18 protein-coding genes and 2 pseudogenes are annotated in these 16165 nt (G+C 47.3%); 9 read left to right on the top strand and 11 right to left on the bottom strand.

Going from position 1 to position 16165, the window contains the following annotated elements:
- Positions 1-86: 86 nt before the first annotated feature.
- Positions 87-383 carry a hypothetical protein gene (locus Q0757_RS04045; RefSeq protein WP_298785005.1) on the top strand — a complete coding sequence of 99 codons (297 nt, stop codon included), beginning with the start codon at positions 87-89 and terminating at the stop codon, positions 381-383.
- A 73-nt stretch (positions 384-456) separates the two neighbouring features.
- The gene (locus tag Q0757_RS04040; protein WP_298785003.1) at positions 457-1575 is read left to right on the top strand and encodes a 5-methyltetrahydropteroyltriglutamate--homocysteine S-methyltransferase; all 1119 of its coding nucleotides are present in this window, start codon (positions 457-459) and stop codon (positions 1573-1575) included.
- 54 nt (positions 1576-1629) lie between these two features.
- On the opposite strand, the gene Q0757_RS04035 is transcribed toward Q0757_RS04040, so the two are convergent.
- The 3 genes from Q0757_RS04035 to Q0757_RS04025 form a co-directional block, all read right to left on the bottom strand.
- On the bottom strand, positions 1630-2265 hold the full coding sequence (locus Q0757_RS04035) for an NAD(P)-dependent oxidoreductase (protein WP_298785001.1): 636 nt from the start codon (positions 2263-2265) through the stop codon (positions 1630-1632).
- A gap of 381 nt (positions 2266-2646) precedes the next feature.
- A complete protein-coding gene (locus Q0757_RS04030; protein ID WP_298784999.1) occupies positions 2647-3411 on the bottom strand; it encodes a TSUP family transporter in 765 nt (254 codons plus the stop codon).
- Positions 3412-3548: 137 nt separating this feature from the next.
- Entirely contained in the window at positions 3549-4277 is a 729-nt protein-coding gene (locus tag Q0757_RS04025; RefSeq protein ID WP_298784997.1) for a VC0807 family protein, read from the bottom strand.
- Between the two features lie 92 nt (positions 4278-4369).
- Here Q0757_RS04025 and Q0757_RS04020 point away from each other — a divergent pair, with 92 nt between their 5' ends.
- Positions 4370-4993 (top strand): uracil-DNA glycosylase, encoded by a 624-nt coding sequence (locus Q0757_RS04020; protein ID WP_298784995.1) that lies wholly within the window; start codon positions 4370-4372, stop codon positions 4991-4993.
- A 58-nt stretch (positions 4994-5051) separates the two neighbouring features.
- Here Q0757_RS04020 and Q0757_RS04015 read toward each other — a convergent pair whose 3' ends face one another.
- Positions 5052-5297, bottom strand: coding sequence for a hypothetical protein (locus Q0757_RS04015; RefSeq protein WP_298784993.1), 246 nt, complete (start codon positions 5295-5297; stop codon positions 5052-5054).
- A gap of 279 nt (positions 5298-5576) precedes the next feature.
- Here Q0757_RS04015 and Q0757_RS04010 point away from each other — a divergent pair, with 279 nt between their 5' ends.
- The 3 genes from Q0757_RS04010 (at position 5577) to Q0757_RS04000 (ending at position 7590) form a co-directional block, all read left to right on the top strand.
- A complete protein-coding gene (locus Q0757_RS04010) occupies positions 5577-6284 on the top strand; it encodes a Na-translocating system protein MpsC family protein (RefSeq protein WP_298784991.1) in 708 nt (235 codons plus the stop codon).
- A 38-nt stretch (positions 6285-6322) separates the two neighbouring features.
- A complete protein-coding gene (locus Q0757_RS04005; protein WP_298784989.1) occupies positions 6323-7072 on the top strand; it encodes a GNAT family N-acetyltransferase in 750 nt (249 codons plus the stop codon).
- Between the two features lie 188 nt (positions 7073-7260).
- Positions 7261-7590: a DUF3243 family protein gene (locus Q0757_RS04000; protein WP_298784988.1), complete on the top strand. Its 330-nt coding sequence runs from the start codon at positions 7261-7263 to the stop codon at positions 7588-7590.
- A 54-nt stretch (positions 7591-7644) separates the two neighbouring features.
- Here the strand turns inward: Q0757_RS04000 and Q0757_RS03995 are convergent, their stop codons facing one another.
- Positions 7645-7791: a hypothetical protein gene (locus Q0757_RS03995; RefSeq protein WP_298784986.1), complete on the bottom strand. Its 147-nt coding sequence runs from the start codon at positions 7789-7791 to the stop codon at positions 7645-7647.
- Positions 7792-7974: 183 nt separating this feature from the next.
- A complete protein-coding gene (locus Q0757_RS03990; protein ID WP_298784985.1) occupies positions 7975-8490 on the bottom strand; it encodes a DoxX family protein in 516 nt (171 codons plus the stop codon).
- A gap of 195 nt (positions 8491-8685) precedes the next feature.
- Between Q0757_RS03990 and Q0757_RS03985 the strand changes: the two genes are divergently transcribed.
- Positions 8686-9810 (top strand): NADH-dependent flavin oxidoreductase, encoded by a 1125-nt coding sequence (locus tag Q0757_RS03985; RefSeq protein ID WP_298784983.1) that lies wholly within the window; start codon positions 8686-8688, stop codon positions 9808-9810.
- Positions 9811-10235: 425 nt separating this feature from the next.
- The gene (locus tag Q0757_RS03980; RefSeq protein ID WP_298784980.1) at positions 10236-11615 is read left to right on the top strand and encodes an acetamidase/formamidase family protein; all 1380 of its coding nucleotides are present in this window, start codon (positions 10236-10238) and stop codon (positions 11613-11615) included.
- Positions 11616-11818: 203 nt separating this feature from the next.
- Here the strand turns inward: Q0757_RS03980 and Q0757_RS03975 are convergent, their stop codons facing one another.
- The gene (locus Q0757_RS03975) at positions 11819-12028 is read right to left on the bottom strand and encodes a hypothetical protein (RefSeq protein ID WP_298784978.1); all 210 of its coding nucleotides are present in this window, start codon (positions 12026-12028) and stop codon (positions 11819-11821) included.
- A gap of 117 nt (positions 12029-12145) precedes the next feature.
- Here Q0757_RS03975 and Q0757_RS03970 point away from each other — a divergent pair, with 117 nt between their 5' ends.
- The gene (locus Q0757_RS03970) at positions 12146-12421 is read left to right on the top strand and encodes a hypothetical protein (protein WP_298784975.1); all 276 of its coding nucleotides are present in this window, start codon (positions 12146-12148) and stop codon (positions 12419-12421) included.
- Between the two features lie 37 nt (positions 12422-12458).
- Here the strand turns inward: Q0757_RS03970 and Q0757_RS03965 are convergent.
- From Q0757_RS03965 to Q0757_RS03950, 4 genes and pseudogenes are all read right to left on the bottom strand, one after another.
- A pseudogene (locus tag Q0757_RS03965) lies at positions 12459-13572 on the bottom strand (pyridoxal-phosphate dependent enzyme).
- A gap of 146 nt (positions 13573-13718) precedes the next feature.
- Positions 13719-13811, bottom strand: a pseudogene (locus tag Q0757_RS03960) (beta-glucosidase); the annotation flags it as partial.
- 51 nt (positions 13812-13862) lie between these two features.
- The gene (locus tag Q0757_RS03955) at positions 13863-15380 is read right to left on the bottom strand and encodes a succinate CoA transferase (RefSeq protein ID WP_298784974.1); all 1518 of its coding nucleotides are present in this window, start codon (positions 15378-15380) and stop codon (positions 13863-13865) included.
- A gap of 110 nt (positions 15381-15490) precedes the next feature.
- On the bottom strand, positions 15491-16141 hold the full coding sequence (locus Q0757_RS03950) for a LytTR family DNA-binding domain-containing protein (RefSeq protein WP_298784972.1): 651 nt from the start codon (positions 16139-16141) through the stop codon (positions 15491-15493).
- Positions 16142-16165 lie beyond the last annotated feature (24 nt).

Raw genomic sequence — 16165 nt, 5'->3', positions numbered from 1 at the left:
CCGGACTAAGTGCAGTAAAACCTCATGCCTGGCCGAATATTAATTTGTTATAATAAAAACAAATTACGCCAAAGGGATGTTTTTGCTTGCCGACACGCGCCCACACCTATATTAATTATGCTCTCGCTGTTCTGGCTGTCTACGCCGTGCTGCTTATGATCCGGTTTTTTTTCACCTCCAGCGAGCTTCTTGCCTACATTACCCACCCTCTTGTCCTAATTCTTCCTGTCAGCCTCACAGTGGCAGGGCTGAGATATTTCATTGTTTACACCGAAGAGAAAAATAAAAAACGCTACCTCTATTCGCTGATCGCTGGAAGCATCGCTCTGTTTCTTTTATTTTTATTGTTTTTATATATTATTTCACGGCTCGTTTCTCTCTGAAGCAATTTACTTCTATTCAAAATTTTGATAAGCTTCAAGATATTTCATCAATGGTTTTTAAAGGAGAGAGAGTATGGCACAATCAGCATCCTGGCGGACAAAAGCTCCCTACCGGGCAGACCAGGTAGGAAGCCTTTTGCGTACTGCCGCTATTAAAGAAGCACGGGAAAACTATGCGAATGAATCCATTTCCGCAGACGAGCTGCGCCGTGTAGAGGATAAAGAAATCGAGCGCATCGTTCAGAAGCAAAAAGAAACAGGGCTTCAGGCTGTCACAGACGGAGAGTTCCGCCGCGCCTGGTGGCACTTTGACTTTCTTGAAGATTTAATTGGCGTGGAAGCCTACGATAAAGACTCGGGTATCCAGTTTGAAGGCGTGCAGACGAAGGCCCGCGGTATTAAAGTGACCGGGAAAATTGATTTCAGCGATAAGCACCCGATGCTCGAGGATTTCCGGTACCTTCATCAGATCACCGGGAGCACCGAGGCAAAATTTACGATCCCAAGTCCGAATATGCTGCACCTTCGAAGCGAGATTGAAACCGACCTTTACAGCGGCCCGGGGGACATGATCGAAGACCTGGCGAAGGCGTATCAAAAAGCAATTCAGGCGTTTTATGATGCTGGATGCCGCTACCTGCAGCTCGACGACACATCCTGGGCATACCTGTGCTCCGAGGAACAGGTGGAGCGGATGAACCAGGAGGGCACCGACCATCGTTCCCTGGTCGAACGCCACGCACGCGCGGTCAATGAAGCCATTGCTTACAAGCCGGAGGATATGACGATTACAATGCACATCTGCCGGGGCAATTTCCGTTCCACGTGGATCTCTTCCGGCGGCTATGAGCCGGTAGCTGATATTTTGTTTGGCAGCGTCAACGTGGACGGCTTTTTCCTCGAGTATGACAGCGACCGTGCCGGTGATTTCCAGCCACTCCGCTTCATTAACCGCGAGGACGTGCAGGTCGTGCTCGGCCTGATCACCTCCAAAAGCGGAGAGCTTGAAAACGCGGAGGACGTGAAAGCAAGAATCATGGAAGCCTCCGAGTATGTGCCGCTTGAGCAGCTGTGCCTGAGCCCGCAGTGCGGATTCGCATCGACAGAGGAAGGCAACGTTCTGACTGAAGACGAACAGTGGAAAAAGCTCGAGCACGTCGTAGCCATCGCAAAAGATGTATGGCAGGGGTAATACAGAATAAAAAAAGCAGGACCGAAAAAACTTCGGCCCTGCTTTTTAGCGTATTCAGTTGCTTAATACAGGAGCTTCCCTGGAAAAGTCACTCGTTTCAAGCTGTTCGTACAGAAAATCCACCAGCGTCTGGCGGTAGAGAGTGTTTTTCAGATCATGCCGGCCGGGATAGCCTACGGTCGGCGCATTTTCGCCGGAAGGCTTATCGGAAAGCACCGGCACCCGCACCAGGGTCCAGTCCAGATTTGACTGTCGGATAATATCAGCGGCATTCGCATTTTCATTTGAGCCTTTAAACTTCGCCACTTTCCATCCCGCGGTGAGCAGACTGAACCGCTTGGACGCGCCGTCCTGCGGGGTTTTTACATCCGAGCTCGTGACTGCCACGAGACGGCTGATGCTTCGCTCCTGCATCGCATTCACGATGTGGGACATGCCTGTACTGAGAGGCGTTCCCTTCGCCGCTTCCTTGCGTCCGAGCAAGCTGACCACTGCGTCAGCGCCCTTTAGGGAGTCATAAACGTTCTGGTAATTCGTAATTTTTCCTTCATGAACAGTTAAATTTTCGTTATCAATTAATAATTTTTCCGGCTGGCGGGCATAAACCACTACCTCGCTGCCCTCTTTTAATGCTTTTCGAACAAAACGTTTTCCGGTATTGCCCGTCGCACCAAATACAACTATTTTCATATTGGTTCCCTCCTACTTGTTCACACTGCATCTTCCATTGTACCGGAGATGCAGGGCAAACCCAACCGTAGTCGGACAACCATAAATAAAAGGAGAGCGATTGAGGCCCCGGTTGCTCAATCGCTCTCCTTTATATCCATCGATGTCTTAATCTGCTGCCAAAATCATTCGTCCAGCTTTTATGACAGCATTGCCTCCCGCTCCAAAAAGCCAAAGTTCCGATGGATGGAACAGATAATTCTTCAGAATCAGAGAGCGATAAAGAGCACAGCTATGATGCTCTTGTTTAGAAGCTACTTAGTTTACGCACAAAGCTTTCAAATGGATCACTTTTAAAAAAAAATTTAAAAGAAAATAAAAAAGCCTTCGTTTGAAGACTTTTTACATTAAATAATCCCAGGCATTTTTGGCAATTAAAGCAATAGTCACAATGATAAACAGCATCTTCACGTAGGCCGAGCCTTTTTTAATGGCAACATTTGCCCCAACATATGCGCCGGCAATCATAGCGATCCCCATTGGCAGGCCGTACGCGTAATGTATCGAATCAAACCAGATAAACGCAAGCAGTCCGCCAATGTTACTTGCAAAATTCAGCACTTTGGCGTTTCCGGCAGCTTCGACAAAGTTAAAACCGAGAAAAATAAAGGCAAACAGCAAAAATGAGCCCGTCCCAGGCCCAAGAAAGCCGTCGTAAAATCCGAGGACTACAGCGATAAGTGCGCCGACGAGCCACACCTTCCGGGTTATGCTCTGAAAGGTGGACAGGGTGCCAAGATTTTTGTTCGCAAGCGTATAAATTGTTACGACGACAAGCAAAATTAAAATGATCGGCTCCAGAATATCTGGCGGGATCCGCTGCACAACGATGACGCCGAGGACCGACCCCACAAACGCCAGGGGAAAAAGCGTAAACACAAGACGTTTATTAATCTGCCCGTGCCGGAGAAAGGAAATCATGCTCGTGCCGGAGCCCATGGTGCCCGCGAGCTTATTCGTACCAAGCGCCGTCTGCGGTGACATGCCCGTAAAAAGAAGCGCCGGCATGGCAATCAGCCCGCCCCCGCCAACTACCGCATCGACAAACGCAGCGAGAAAACCGATCACAATCAAAAACAATAAAATCGATAATGAAAACTCATCCATATGTATGCAGCCCGCTTTCTGTAATAACCAAAGATGTCCCTGCTATTTTACCGATTTCCGGCGATCATTTCCACCCGTTTCCATCCGTCGGTGCTTCACGCCTGACAAACTAAAAAAGCAGCCATTCGCGGCTGCTTTTACGTTCTTTGATCAGATGTTTTTTCCCGCTCGTTTTCCGGCGCTTCGTCCTTTGCTTCGTTGTCCTGCTCTTCGTTTTCGTCATTCTGGCCGGTGTTTGTGATTTCCCCGGCATCGATGCCGTCTTCATGCAGCCACTTGGCAATAAAGATAAACCCGACAACGGCAATAAAGCTCATGGTCCACGAAAGCACCTGCCGCAGAATAATCCCTTCATCGAAGGCTTCCACACCGTAGCTCTGCACAAGCCAGATTTTAACGAACGCGAGAATAAATTCCCGGAGAGCGAAAAAAAGCGTAATCGCCTGAAATACCCATAAGTATTTGCGTACGTAAAACTGCTTTTTCAGCTGCTTACGGTCTCCGCCCTGCAGCTCCATAAAATCGACGGTGAAAAAGAGCCAGATCGGCCGCATAAAAATGACGGTGAAAATAAAAAAGGCACCCATAACAAAATCGTAGTAAATATTATTCCACAAAAGCTGTAATCCGCCGCCGGCAATAAGATCGAGAACAGTGCCGATGATCAGGGTAGCAATCATATAAATCCCGAACGTATTCACCTTTTTCAGCAGTACGAAGCGGTACACTGTATAAATAATCCCCGGTACCGAGGATATAAGCATCGCTATATAATCACCTGTATAGTCCCGCGCCATGTTCCAGATGAAGATTGGAAAGACGACGTAAAAAATAATGTCAAACCACATAATGTGCTTCTGCTGCACACGCCCCACCTCCTTTATCTATCCTATCACAAGTATAGAATATTTCGCGCCCGGGTATAGAAAAGTCAGGACGTATCCAGGAGGGAATACATATGCTGCCAGAAGCCGAAGTGAAAGAAGCGAAAAAAAGAATGGAGGGACATCAGTGTGAAGGCTTTCTCGACGGGCCAAATCCGCCCGATCCTTTGATTATGATGATAGGCGAAGCGCCGGGGGAAACAGAAATTACAGGCGGCGGCCCGTACGACGGACGTGCCGGCAGGCAGTTTCTATCCTATCTGGAGCTTCTTCCATATCCGGTGGAAAACATCTACGTTACCCGAACGGTCAAAAGCCGTCCGTACCGCTGGAGCCACACGCCATCAGGTGTCCCGCGCAAATACAACCGGACGCCAAACCAAAAGGAAATTATGGCTCATGCACCGCTTCTGGATTGGGAGATCCGCTCGGCTGCGCCTAAAATTATCTGTCCCATGGGGCGCACCCCTTACTGGCGGCTTTTGGGCTATTTTCCACCTATGCCGGATGTTGCCGGCAAACAATTTACTTCATCTGTCAGGCAGGTGAGCGCTTCAGGGGAGGGGTACATATGGAGCCGGGAGCATTATCTGATTTTCCCTCTGTATCATCCGGCAGCGAGCCTGTATAACCGCTCGCTCGAAGCCGTGATCCGAAAGCATTTCTACGGCCTCAACCGCCTCCTTTCCAATCTTTGACAGCGCCGCATATTTTCTTTCCCCTTTCTATGTTATAGTGACTGGGTGCAATAATGTATTACACACGCATATTTTCCCGTACGTATTCATGATGGAGAAGTTCGGAAAATTCGGGTAATTCAGATACTACGGTAATGATCCACTCCTGCATCCAGTAGCTTTTCACGGCATTGTACAGTTCGGCATTGTCACAGCAGAGATAAATCATGTATCCTTTTTTCTTTAAATAATCCAGGTCCGTTTCCCACCCGACAATGACTTCACTTAATTTTCTATTGCACCAATACGCGTACCGAAGCTCCATATTTTCCATCTCCTCCAGAAGTTAGTGAAATAAAAAGCCAGCACCAAGAAAGCTCTTGATACTGGCTGTGAAGAAAAAGCGCTCCGTCTTTTCTCATGCGGCCGGTGGTATAGGTATTTTTACATTACTGCTTTCGTTTACGGGAAACGTCACAAACCGTTGGCTGTGCTTCCAGCAGTCATATTATCAATATATTAAAATTATCATATAAATAATGAAATATCCACCTTTTTTATGATATATATTATAAAAATTTAACAATAAAGGAGAATTCCAGTGATGGATATTCAGGCAAAACAAAAGGACATCGCAAGCTACGTCGGCCGGCTGCTCCGGGACTCTTTCGGCAGAGGGCCTCAGGCCGCCTATGTGACTCTCGGAGAGACACACGCCATCATTTTTCTGCGCGAATTCATGTCTTCGATCGAAGAGCATCTGCTTGAAGACAAGGGTCCCGAAGCCGTGCATGAGCTCCGGGAAAGCATGATGAAAACAATTATTCCCGAAGTGAAGCGCTATGTGGAGAGCACAACCGGCATCGAATTAAACGAGCTGTTTTACGACTGGAACATGGACCGCCGCTCCGGTGTCATTATCGGGTTAAAGCCCGAATCCTATCAAAAAGCTGGTGAGAGCTCCGAACCAATCGAAAAAGAATATCCAAACAAACAAAAGCTCGAGCAGGTGATCAGGGAAACAAGCAACAAAGCTGAACGCGTGCCCGACGACGTTTCCTCAGTCCAGGTGAACAACCGGACGACGCTGATTGTCCGGACCGGTATCCTTGTCCCTATCGAGAAGCGGCTGATTGCTCTTGGTTACGATAATGTCTTAAAAATTGCCAAGCGCGAGCTCGAAAAAGAATTATTTATGGAAGAAGATCTCTTCACCGAGCTGTTAGGGGCAAAGGTGGAGGACATTTTTATCGACTGGAATTTTGAAAAAGACAAAAGTACAATTATTATCGTGACAACTCCCTCAAAATAATATTTGTCTTTATTATAAGATTGAAAGGCCTGATACCCGTGCTTCCTATTACGTTTCACCACGTGCATACCCCGGGGACGCTCATCGAAGACCACCGCAATTACCGTCACTACCATTCCGAAAAATGGAAGGATCACTTCGACAGCAATTTTATTTCATTTAAACAGATACCAGCGCCTGATTACTTTCAGGAGATCGAAGCCTACCTGCGCGACTTTCACAGTACCCGGGGCTTAAAGCATTTAAAATTCCATTTCCCTCCAAATACAGAGTTATCGCAGGCGTTAAATCAGTATCTGCACAGCGCCCTCTATGATGTAAGCATTATGGAGCTGTATGCCATCCGGCCTGAGGACTTTCCGCGAAAAGCTGCCCCTGAAGGATGCGATATCCAACGTGTCGATGTTGAAAACCTGCCCGCATTTCTCGCTATGCAGCTTGAGCAGGATCTCCCTCTCGGCGAAGCGTACGCCGCCCAAAAGCAACACATGCTCGAGCAGCAGTTTCATGATGCTTCGTTTATCCAGCTGATCGCCTACTACCACGGCCGTCCGGCCGGCTTCGTGGAACTGATTGCCGGTGACCATGCCGTCGAAATGGATAACCTGTTTGTGCACGATGAGCTGCAGCGAAAAGGCATTGGCCACGCCCTGCAGCAGTTTGCCATGACTCTGTTCCCGGGTAAAGCAATCTTTCTTGTGGCGGATCAGGAGGACACTCCCCGCGACATGTACCGCATGCAGAATTACGAACGGCTCGGCTTTCAGTACACCGCTATTTTTCAATAATATAGGTGCATAAAAAAAACGCCCGCTAAAGGCGTCTTTTTGCTAGAGGTCTTTTACCGCCGGGCAGTCTGATAATTAGTAACGGCATGACTCTCTGTGTACTATGTCGCATCTTTTCTTCTTGGCGTTTATCTTTTCATCAAAAAAGGAAAGCGTTTACTAATGCTCAACTTAAAGGAGAGATAATGATGGCGGAGGATCCAAAAAAAGCAGAACAGTACGTCGATAAGCTGGATCAGGAAGACAAAGACCAGATCATGCAGAACTTTAATACATTTAAAAATTATCTTGGCGATCAGGTAAAAAAGGGTGAAAGTATCGGTCTCGGGGAAAAAGGGCTGGCGAAAGCCACCAAACGCGTCGCTGAACACCTGGCTAAGCACGAAGAACCGCGCAACCGGGAGGAAAAGGTGCTGAACGAGCTCTGGCAGAATGCCGAAAAGGATGAAAAAGACGCCATTGCCAAAGCGCTTGTGCGCATGGTCGATCAAACGAACAAAGACGAAAACGAAGCATAAAAAAATCCCGCTTTTCAGTAGGTACTGAAAAGCGGGATTTTCGTTTACTTAATGTCATCCGCCCTGTATGGCGTTATAAATAAAGTAAGCGATCAAAAGTACAATGGCCACCGGCAGGATAAACTTAAAGAAACAGCCGGCCATACGAATAGCCAGGAAAACGAATACGACGAGCAGCAAAATACCTATAATAAATTCCATGAATACAGCCTCCCTTCCAAACACAGCTATCTATCAAACATCATTAAATAATTTCTGCTTTAATACTGCTAACATTTATCATTCCACTGCTGCTGTTTCGTAAACGTTTCTCCGTATTATTTCGATATTATTACATATTCGCACAGGAAAAAAAGCCCCCCGGCAGGGGCTTTTTATTTACTGCTATGCGGCTTTTGGCGTTTGTTGCTCTTTGGGCCTGCGTCCAATTTTTTCTTTCACAGCTGGAGCAAAGCGGTCGAGACCGATTTTACCGGCATTACCTTTTCCAACCAGGATAAGGATGGCAAGAATAAGCATGACCGGGTTAGTCGACACTGTACCCGCCAGCAGAAATGCCATGTTCATCGTACCGCCGAAGAAGGCGGCAGTGGTTGTAAACAAGCCAACAATTAAGCCAGCACCTACCAGTACTTCACCCCACATGACGAGAAAGCCAAACAGTCCGGCGTTCGGAATAGCGACATTTTCCAGGAAGGCAATGTACCAGGGGTAAGCTGGCGTTGTTCCCCCTCCCTGCATGACTGGTTCAGCAATCGCCCCCTGCAGGAACCCGCCTGGATTAAAGCCCTCTGTTATTTTACCAAACCCCGAAGTGAGCCACGTCCAGCCTAAGTACAGGCGCGCCATCAGAAACAGTACCGTCGCAATCGTCGATTCCTTCAAAAAACGAATAATCATTGTGAACCCTCCTCTTGTGAATGTATTCACATATTTCTTATCTTTAATATATCACACTTTCTGTTTTTGTGAATATTTTCACATGAATGGACACAAAGTGTTCATATATGAAAGATGATGAACATGATAAGCAACATTTTCGCGAAGTCCTTTTGGATCGTGCTATAGTATTTTGGCAGAAGGAGGGCTTAAGCAATGAACGAAAAATATACCCCATTATTTCAACCATTAACATTACCGAATGGAGTTACACTAAGAAACCGCTTTGTATTAGCGCCATTAACCCACGTGTCCTCCAACGAGGATGGCACCATTTCCGACCAGGAGCTTCCTTACATTGAAAAACGGTCGGAGGATGTCGGCCTTGCTATTACAGCAGCAAGCAATGTGACAGCTTTAGGGAAAGCATTCCCCGGACAGCCGTCGATCGCCAGAGACTCGGATATCGAAGGCCTGCGCCAGCAAGCTGCTGTCATGAAAAAGAACGGTGCAAAAGCCGTCGCCCAGATTCATCACGGCGGGGCCCAGTCTCTGCCTAAATTGACTCCCGGCGGCGATGTGGCAGCGCCAAGTACAATTGAACTGGCAAGCTTTGGCGAGCCACAAAAGCATCATGCCCGCCCGATCACAAAAGAAGAGATCGAAGAAACGATCCAGGCGTTCGGGGAAGCGACGAGACGTGCAGCCCAGGCAGGCTTTGACGGCGTGGAAATCCACGGTGCCAACCACTATCTCATTCAGCAGTTTGTCTCCCCGTATTATAATCGCCGGGACGACGAATGGGCCGATCCATTCAAGTTTCCACTGGCCGTTGTGGACGAGGTAACCGCCTCAGCCAGAGAACACGGCGGCGACGATTTTATTGTAGGATACCGCTTCTCCCCGGAAGAAGCCGAATCTCCGGGAATTACGATGGAATTAACGAAGGAATTGATTGATCAGCTGGCCGATCAGCCGCTGGATTATTTCCATGTGTCCCTGATGGACATTCATTCCGAAACCCGGGAAGGCCCGTATTATGGGAAGAAACGGATCCAACTGATCCATGACTGGATTGACGGTCGTGCTCCATTAGTCGGAATCGGCTCCATTTTCACGGCAGATGATGCCCTGAGTGCTCTGGAGACGGGCACGGAATTGGTCTGCCTCGGACGGGAATTGCTGCTCGATTATCAGTTTGTGCGAAAAATCCAGGAGGGCCGCGAGCACGAGATCAACGCCACCTTCGATCCAAACGAGCCGACGAAATACCATGTTCCAGAGCCGCTATGGCAGCAGCTCTACAACGGATTTTATCCGCTTCCAAGGAATGACGGCTGATATTTTTATCCGGCTTGCAATGAGAATTAGATAAAGGATAAGAAAACTCACCTCCGATGCGAAGTTAAAGCGTTCTAGCCGGAGGTGAGTTTCTATTTCCTAAAAACCTTTTTTACCAATAAAGATATTTGAATATTTTGCTATTCTAGTTTCAATTCTCTGCAAATAACGAAAAAAATATTATATTCGTCATGAAAGAAGAAAACGTTTATAAATCAAACTTATAATTTGTTAATAGCGTCCACCACTGTGGGCGCCTTTTTATTTAGATTCAAAGCAATGTTAGTACTCAATTTTCTTAGATAATATGTTGCAATATAAATTACCGAATACGTAAAATCTTGCGTACATTTTCTTACAAAAAATCCCTTCACTATTACTTTTTTGATAAAGTAATGGCTATATTGCCACATGGGGGGATTTAATTGGAGAATGTAAAAAGAAGACTAGGGGTTTTGACTACCGCAGGAATTTTAGCTGCCATGCCTGCCTTTGGCACAACTGCACATGCTGAGGAGACACCAGATTTTCCATTAAATGAAATTGATGCTGAAGAAGCAGAAGGCGAATATTATGTGCCTTCTTCAGTAGACAATATTCATTGGGGAGATTTGCCTAACCGTGAAAGCCAGGCGGTTGAAAGTATTCAATCAGGCGAAACTGTCACTTTCGATACTGTTTCTCATGAAGGGATACTTGAAGATCAGGGGAGAGACCCAGTAGAATATTTTAGCCAGCATGGTATTGAGGAAGATCAGGTGCTCGAAGAAGCCAAGGAAATAACAGCTTCAAATATCGAACACGACTTTGAAGATCATGGTCCTCACGTGGTGACCGGACCAGTCGAAGTAGAAGGAGCCGAACCGGGCGACGTATTAAAAGTAGAAGTTATGTCATTAACACCTAGAGTGCCTTACGGAGTCATTTCCAATCGTCATTATAAAGGAGCGCTCCCAGACGAGTTTCCGGAGAATGAAGGCCCAGAGGAAGGAGCCAGCGCGGAAAACCCTGAACTGTATAATAACGTATCAACATTCACCCCAATAGAACAAAGAAATGGCGAGTGGATGGCAGAGATTCCAGGCGAAGACGTATATTTTCCTATCGACCCATTTATGGGCTTAATGGGAGTTGCTTCAGATACCGATGAGTATGTAAACTCTGTTCCCCCAAGTGAAACGGGTGGTAATATCGATATCAATGAACTCGGGGTCGGCTCCACCCTTTATCTCCCTGTAGAAGTGGCGGGAGCTATGTTTTATACCGGAGATCCTCACTTTGCCCAAGGAGACGGAGAAGTAGCTTTAACTGCTCTTGAAGGGTCCCTTAGAGGCACTTTTCGATTAACTGTGTTAGAAGATGGCGAAGAGAGCATTCCTGGAGAAAATGACGCATTTGATCAACCATTTGGAGAAACAGATGATTATTGGATTCCTATTGGACTGGATGAAGATTTGGATGAAGCCATGAAAGAATCCACAAGAGAGTCTATCGATTTTCTATCTGAAGAGCTTGGAATGGATAGAGCAAAAGCTTACGCTTATCTAAGTGCTGCAACAGATTATGAAGTTTCTCAAGTAGTAGACAAGACAAAAGGCATTCATGCGCTTATCCAAAAAGCCCACTTTGATGAAAAAATAAATCAGGATGAAATGCCGGCAGAAGAAACAGCACATACTGAATCGGAAGAAAGTGGAGGTGAACTTCCTGATACTTCCACAAATACTATTCTATATATACTTTTAGGAACGTTACTTGCCTTTGGAAGTGGTTTATGGCTATTCCAAAAGAAACGATCTGTTTAAAGCCAAGAACCAGCAGAAATTAATCTTCTGCTGGTTCTTTAGACCCTCAACGTTTTATATCCTGAGTGATGTTACCCATTGGGAAATATTCGCTCATTAAGTTTCATTGGAAAACCCACTTTGCTATTATCGACCTCCGAAGATCAATTTCGGAGGTCTTGTTCTGTAATTTAAGCTACTTTAATATGACTAATTATACATCTTTACCGATCAACCAAATTTTTGAACGTGTTATCATATTTATTGAAAGCTTCGTTTATAAGCGTGTTTATCTCATCCTTCGAATAAATTTGGACAGTAACATTTTCTTCTTCCTGCAGATCTTTTGTTTCCTCTTGATTGGTAAGACCTGTCATCTTTACACCATCTATAATTACAACCTTACCTTTATATTCTTTCATTTTCTCACTCATAAACTAACACCTTCGTTCGTTAAATTAATTGCAGCCAATACTTAAAAAATTAGCAAACCGCTGTACTTTTACTGCACGTTATTCTATTCCCATAAAAATTTAAAGGAGCTAAAATATTTGCTCGCCAAAATTGCTTACTTTTTCAACTGGCTGCTCATTCTTACCGGGGTTATAGTGCTGCTCCCTCTCATTTTCCCAAATGACTTCTGGCAGGCATACTATCCCTATAACACAGGATTTGGGATTCTTGGACTCCTTGCTTTGGGTCCGATTTTCAGCCTGTTTGCCCTTCTTTTAGCTATCGCTCTAAAAATTAAACACCTTATCATTATGGCTGCCTGTGTAACCGCCATTCCCCTGCTGCTTGCCGCTTATTGGGCATGGTTTGCCTGAACCTTTCTGTCTACAGAAATATTCAGCATAAATCCTGCTACGAAGATTTAATCCCTGCTCCGCAGAGAGGAATAACCACGGTTTCGTATTCTTCACTTCGGTACTGCAACCAGCCTGCGTAGTTAATTGCTGAAGTAATTTCTACATAAAATCCTCTGCCGGCCAGGGCCTCCCTCGCGCTCAATATTTCTTCTTCCGCAATCCGGATAAACGTGCCGTTTGTTTGACGAACAGCCTTTAGAATTTGGGCTGAGCGCGCCGGAGCGGCGATCGCGATTCCTTCTGCAAGTGTTGGTTCCGCAGGCGCTGCTTCTGCTATTTCAGCTCCCATTTCATATGCCTGGGCGAGCGGGGCACAGTTGGCAGCCTGCACTGCTACGATTTTCGGCATATGGCTGATCAGATTATTAACGAGCAGCTCCTGAAAACCGTAGTAAACTCCTAGCAGAAGTGTACCGTTTCCTACTGGGACAATCACGGTTTCAGGCGCACGCCCGAGCTGTTTGTTCATATATTTCATACGCATATGATTTGGTGCCTTCAAAAAAATACGGGTTATACACATGACTTGCATAAAACACCTGCTCCTGTTCGACTGCGCGCTGGGCGGCTGCAGCTACCTCTTCCCGCGTCCCAAGGATTTTTTGAATTCCGGCTCCGTGGGCCTGAATTTGATCTACCTTTTTCGGTGACGTCTTCGCGCTGACGTATACGTCGCATTCGATATTTGCCCGGGCGGCAAAGGCGGCTATAGCGGTGCCGGCGTTGCCGCTGCTGTCCGCGATTACTTTTTCTGCGCCCAGCTCGTTTGCTTTTGTTATCAATGCCGCCGCGCCGCGGTCTTTAAACGATAACGTCGGCATCATGTAATCCACTTTAACGTAGACCTCAGAACTCCCCGGAAATAACTGAACCAACGGAGTCTGGCCTTCTCCCATGGACACGGCCTCCCATGGCCGTGTCTCCGCCGGAAAAGCCATCGATTCCGCATACCGCCAGATGGAAAACGGATAGCCCTTCCACACCCCGGGATTTACGGAGGGCGTTTCTTTTAAAAGATCCAGCACGCCTCCACATGAGGGACATTTCCAGATAGTCAGGGTGATCGGGTGAATCGTTCCGCACTCGCTGCAAATATATTGGGTTTTCACTTTTCCACTCCTTCCGAACGTTTTAATGGTGCTTCAAACCACTTTTCATTACTTTCCCACACTTAAACGAAAATGCCAATGCCAGCAGCAAAAACTAAAGCCGGAGCGCCCGCCCCGGCTTTAGCCAAATGAATGATATCTTATTTTTAAAGCTCCTCCCCGTTCGTCTGAATCACGTTCTGGTACCAGTAGAAGCTGTCTTTTTTGCTGCGCTTGTTGGAGCCCTGGCCGTAATCGTCTCCCGGCCCACGTATACAAAGCGGATGCTTATTAGGCTTCGCTTCCTGACTTTAGATTTTCGTTGCAGCCTCCCGCATCGTTCCTTCCTTCTGCATCTGCACGTGCCAGGAGAAGGCTTCTTCCAGCAGATGCGGCGTCTGGCCGCCGGCTTCCTCGCAGGCACGCTGAAAATAGCTCCACAGCTGCTCCTGGTAAAGCGGATGCGCGCAGTGCTGAATAACTTCTGCAGCCCTCTCCCGCGGGGCAAGTCCCCGGAGGTCAGCAAAGCCCTGCTCCGTTACGAGAATATCGACGTCGTGCTCCGTATGATCCACATGGGAAGCAAACGGCACTATGCTGGAAATATCGCCGTTTTTGGCAATTGATTTTGTTACGAAAATAGCTGTGCGGGCGTTGCGGGCGAAGTCACCGGAACCGCCAATGCCGTTCATCATATTCGTACCATTTACATGAGTCGAATTAACATTGCCGTAAATATCTGCTTCGAGGGCCGTATTAATGGAAATCAGGCCGAGGCGACGGATGATTTCCGGATGATTGGACAATTCCTGCGGACGCAGGACCAGCTGATCCCGGTAATCTGCAAGCTTCGGAAACACTTCGTTCATCTTCTCCCCGGAAAGAGTAATAGAACAGCCGGAAGCAAACCGGACTTTGCCAGCGTCCATCAGGTCAAACACGGCGTCCTGAAGCACCTCGGAGTACACCTCCAGATTCGTAAATTCTGAATCCAGCAGCCCGTGAAACACAGCGTTTGCTACTGTGCCGATGCCGGACTGCAGCGGAGGAAGCTCTTTTTCAGCATTTTCGTGCCCGTATTCATTTTTCAAGAAATCAATCAGGTGTCCGGCCATTGTCTTTGTCGTTTCATCCGGGCTGGTAACGGTGGACGGCGAGTCCAGTTCATTCGTGATGATGATTCCCTGGATTTTTTCCGGGTCCACAGGTATGGCAGTGGTGCCAATCCGGTCCTCTACGTCCCTTAGTGGGATCGGACCTCTTTCTCCCTGGCGGCCCATATGGTAAATGTCGTGCATCCCTTCCAGTTCGGCAGGCTGGGCTGTATTCAATTCCACAATAATCATCTCAGCCTCTTCTGCAAAAACCGCCGAATTGCCTACTGAAGTGGAAGGCACGAGCCATCCTTCTTCGGTGATTGCTGCTGCTTCTATAATTGCAGCATCAATGCGGTTCAGCGATCCATGGCGCACGCCTTCTGCAGTGTGGGACAGATGCTGGTCAATAAACGAAATATTACCTTGGTTGATCTCTTCGCGCATCCGCTGCTCCACCTGGAAAGGTAATCGCTTACAAACAATGCCGGCATCAGCCATGATCTGATCCGTATCCGAACCGAGCGAAGCGCCAGTATAAACGTCAAGGCAGAAATCTTCATGCTTCGCTTTTTCCACAAGAGCCCCGGGCACAGCTTTTACATCTCCTGCACGTGTAAACCCGCTCAGACCCACGGTCATTCCATCCTTAATCCACCCTGCTGCTGTTTCACTATCAACAATACGTTCCTTCAGATCGTTGTGCCGGAGCACCTGCTGGAGTTTATTGTTCACGGTAAACCCTCATTTCTTTTTGTACAGCGTAGCAGGATATGTCATAAGATTCTTTCAATTATGCACAAACGACCGTTATTCATGAATAAACCAGCATATATGCGAATGAATCAGAACTGCAGCCGCCACCGGAAGCTGCTTGCATACGTCTGGCCAACCGGCACGCGGGACCCTTCATCCATAATGAGCGTAAAGGTGGAATGTGAATCCGGCTGAATGTCCCGGATTTTGTTTATATTCACGATGAAAGAACGGTGACAGCGGATGAACGTATCCTCCGGCAGCAGCCATTCCAGCTGGTGCAGCGTAAATTTGTTTGTGCCCCTGCCCTCGTTCGTCTGCAGCCATGTTTTCCGCTCATATGCCTCCATATAGGAAACGTCGCTGTAGGGAATGGGCTTCCATCCATTTTCATGCTGCATCGTCAATATTTTGAGCTCTTCCGGGGCTTCGCCGGGCACGGTAATTGCGGTCAAACAGCCGACGAGTTCATTTTTTTGAATAATTGGCACCGACGTTCCGTAGTATGGGACGCCGAATACGTGACTGCTCACATGACGGGAAGTTTTCTTTTCCCGGACCAGGGAATGGTAGCTGACCGTATCCTGTACTATTCTGTCTCCTGGGGTAATAGACAGGTCGACCGACCGGCTCGGCTTGTAGTAGATGAACGCATCTGTACTCGCAGCTGCGAATGAGGTCTCCCTTGGAAATAATTCCTTAAAGCTGTCGATTAACGGCGCAATGGATGAGCTGTCCATGCTCTTCCTCCTTATTTGAAAAAT

This window comes from uncultured Marinococcus sp. (assembly GCF_947493875.1).
Lineage (GTDB): Bacteria > Bacillota > Bacilli > Bacillales > Marinococcaceae > Marinococcus.
The sequence above is the reverse complement of the archived record's forward strand: the minus strand, read 5'-3'. Positions and strand labels throughout refer to the sequence as shown.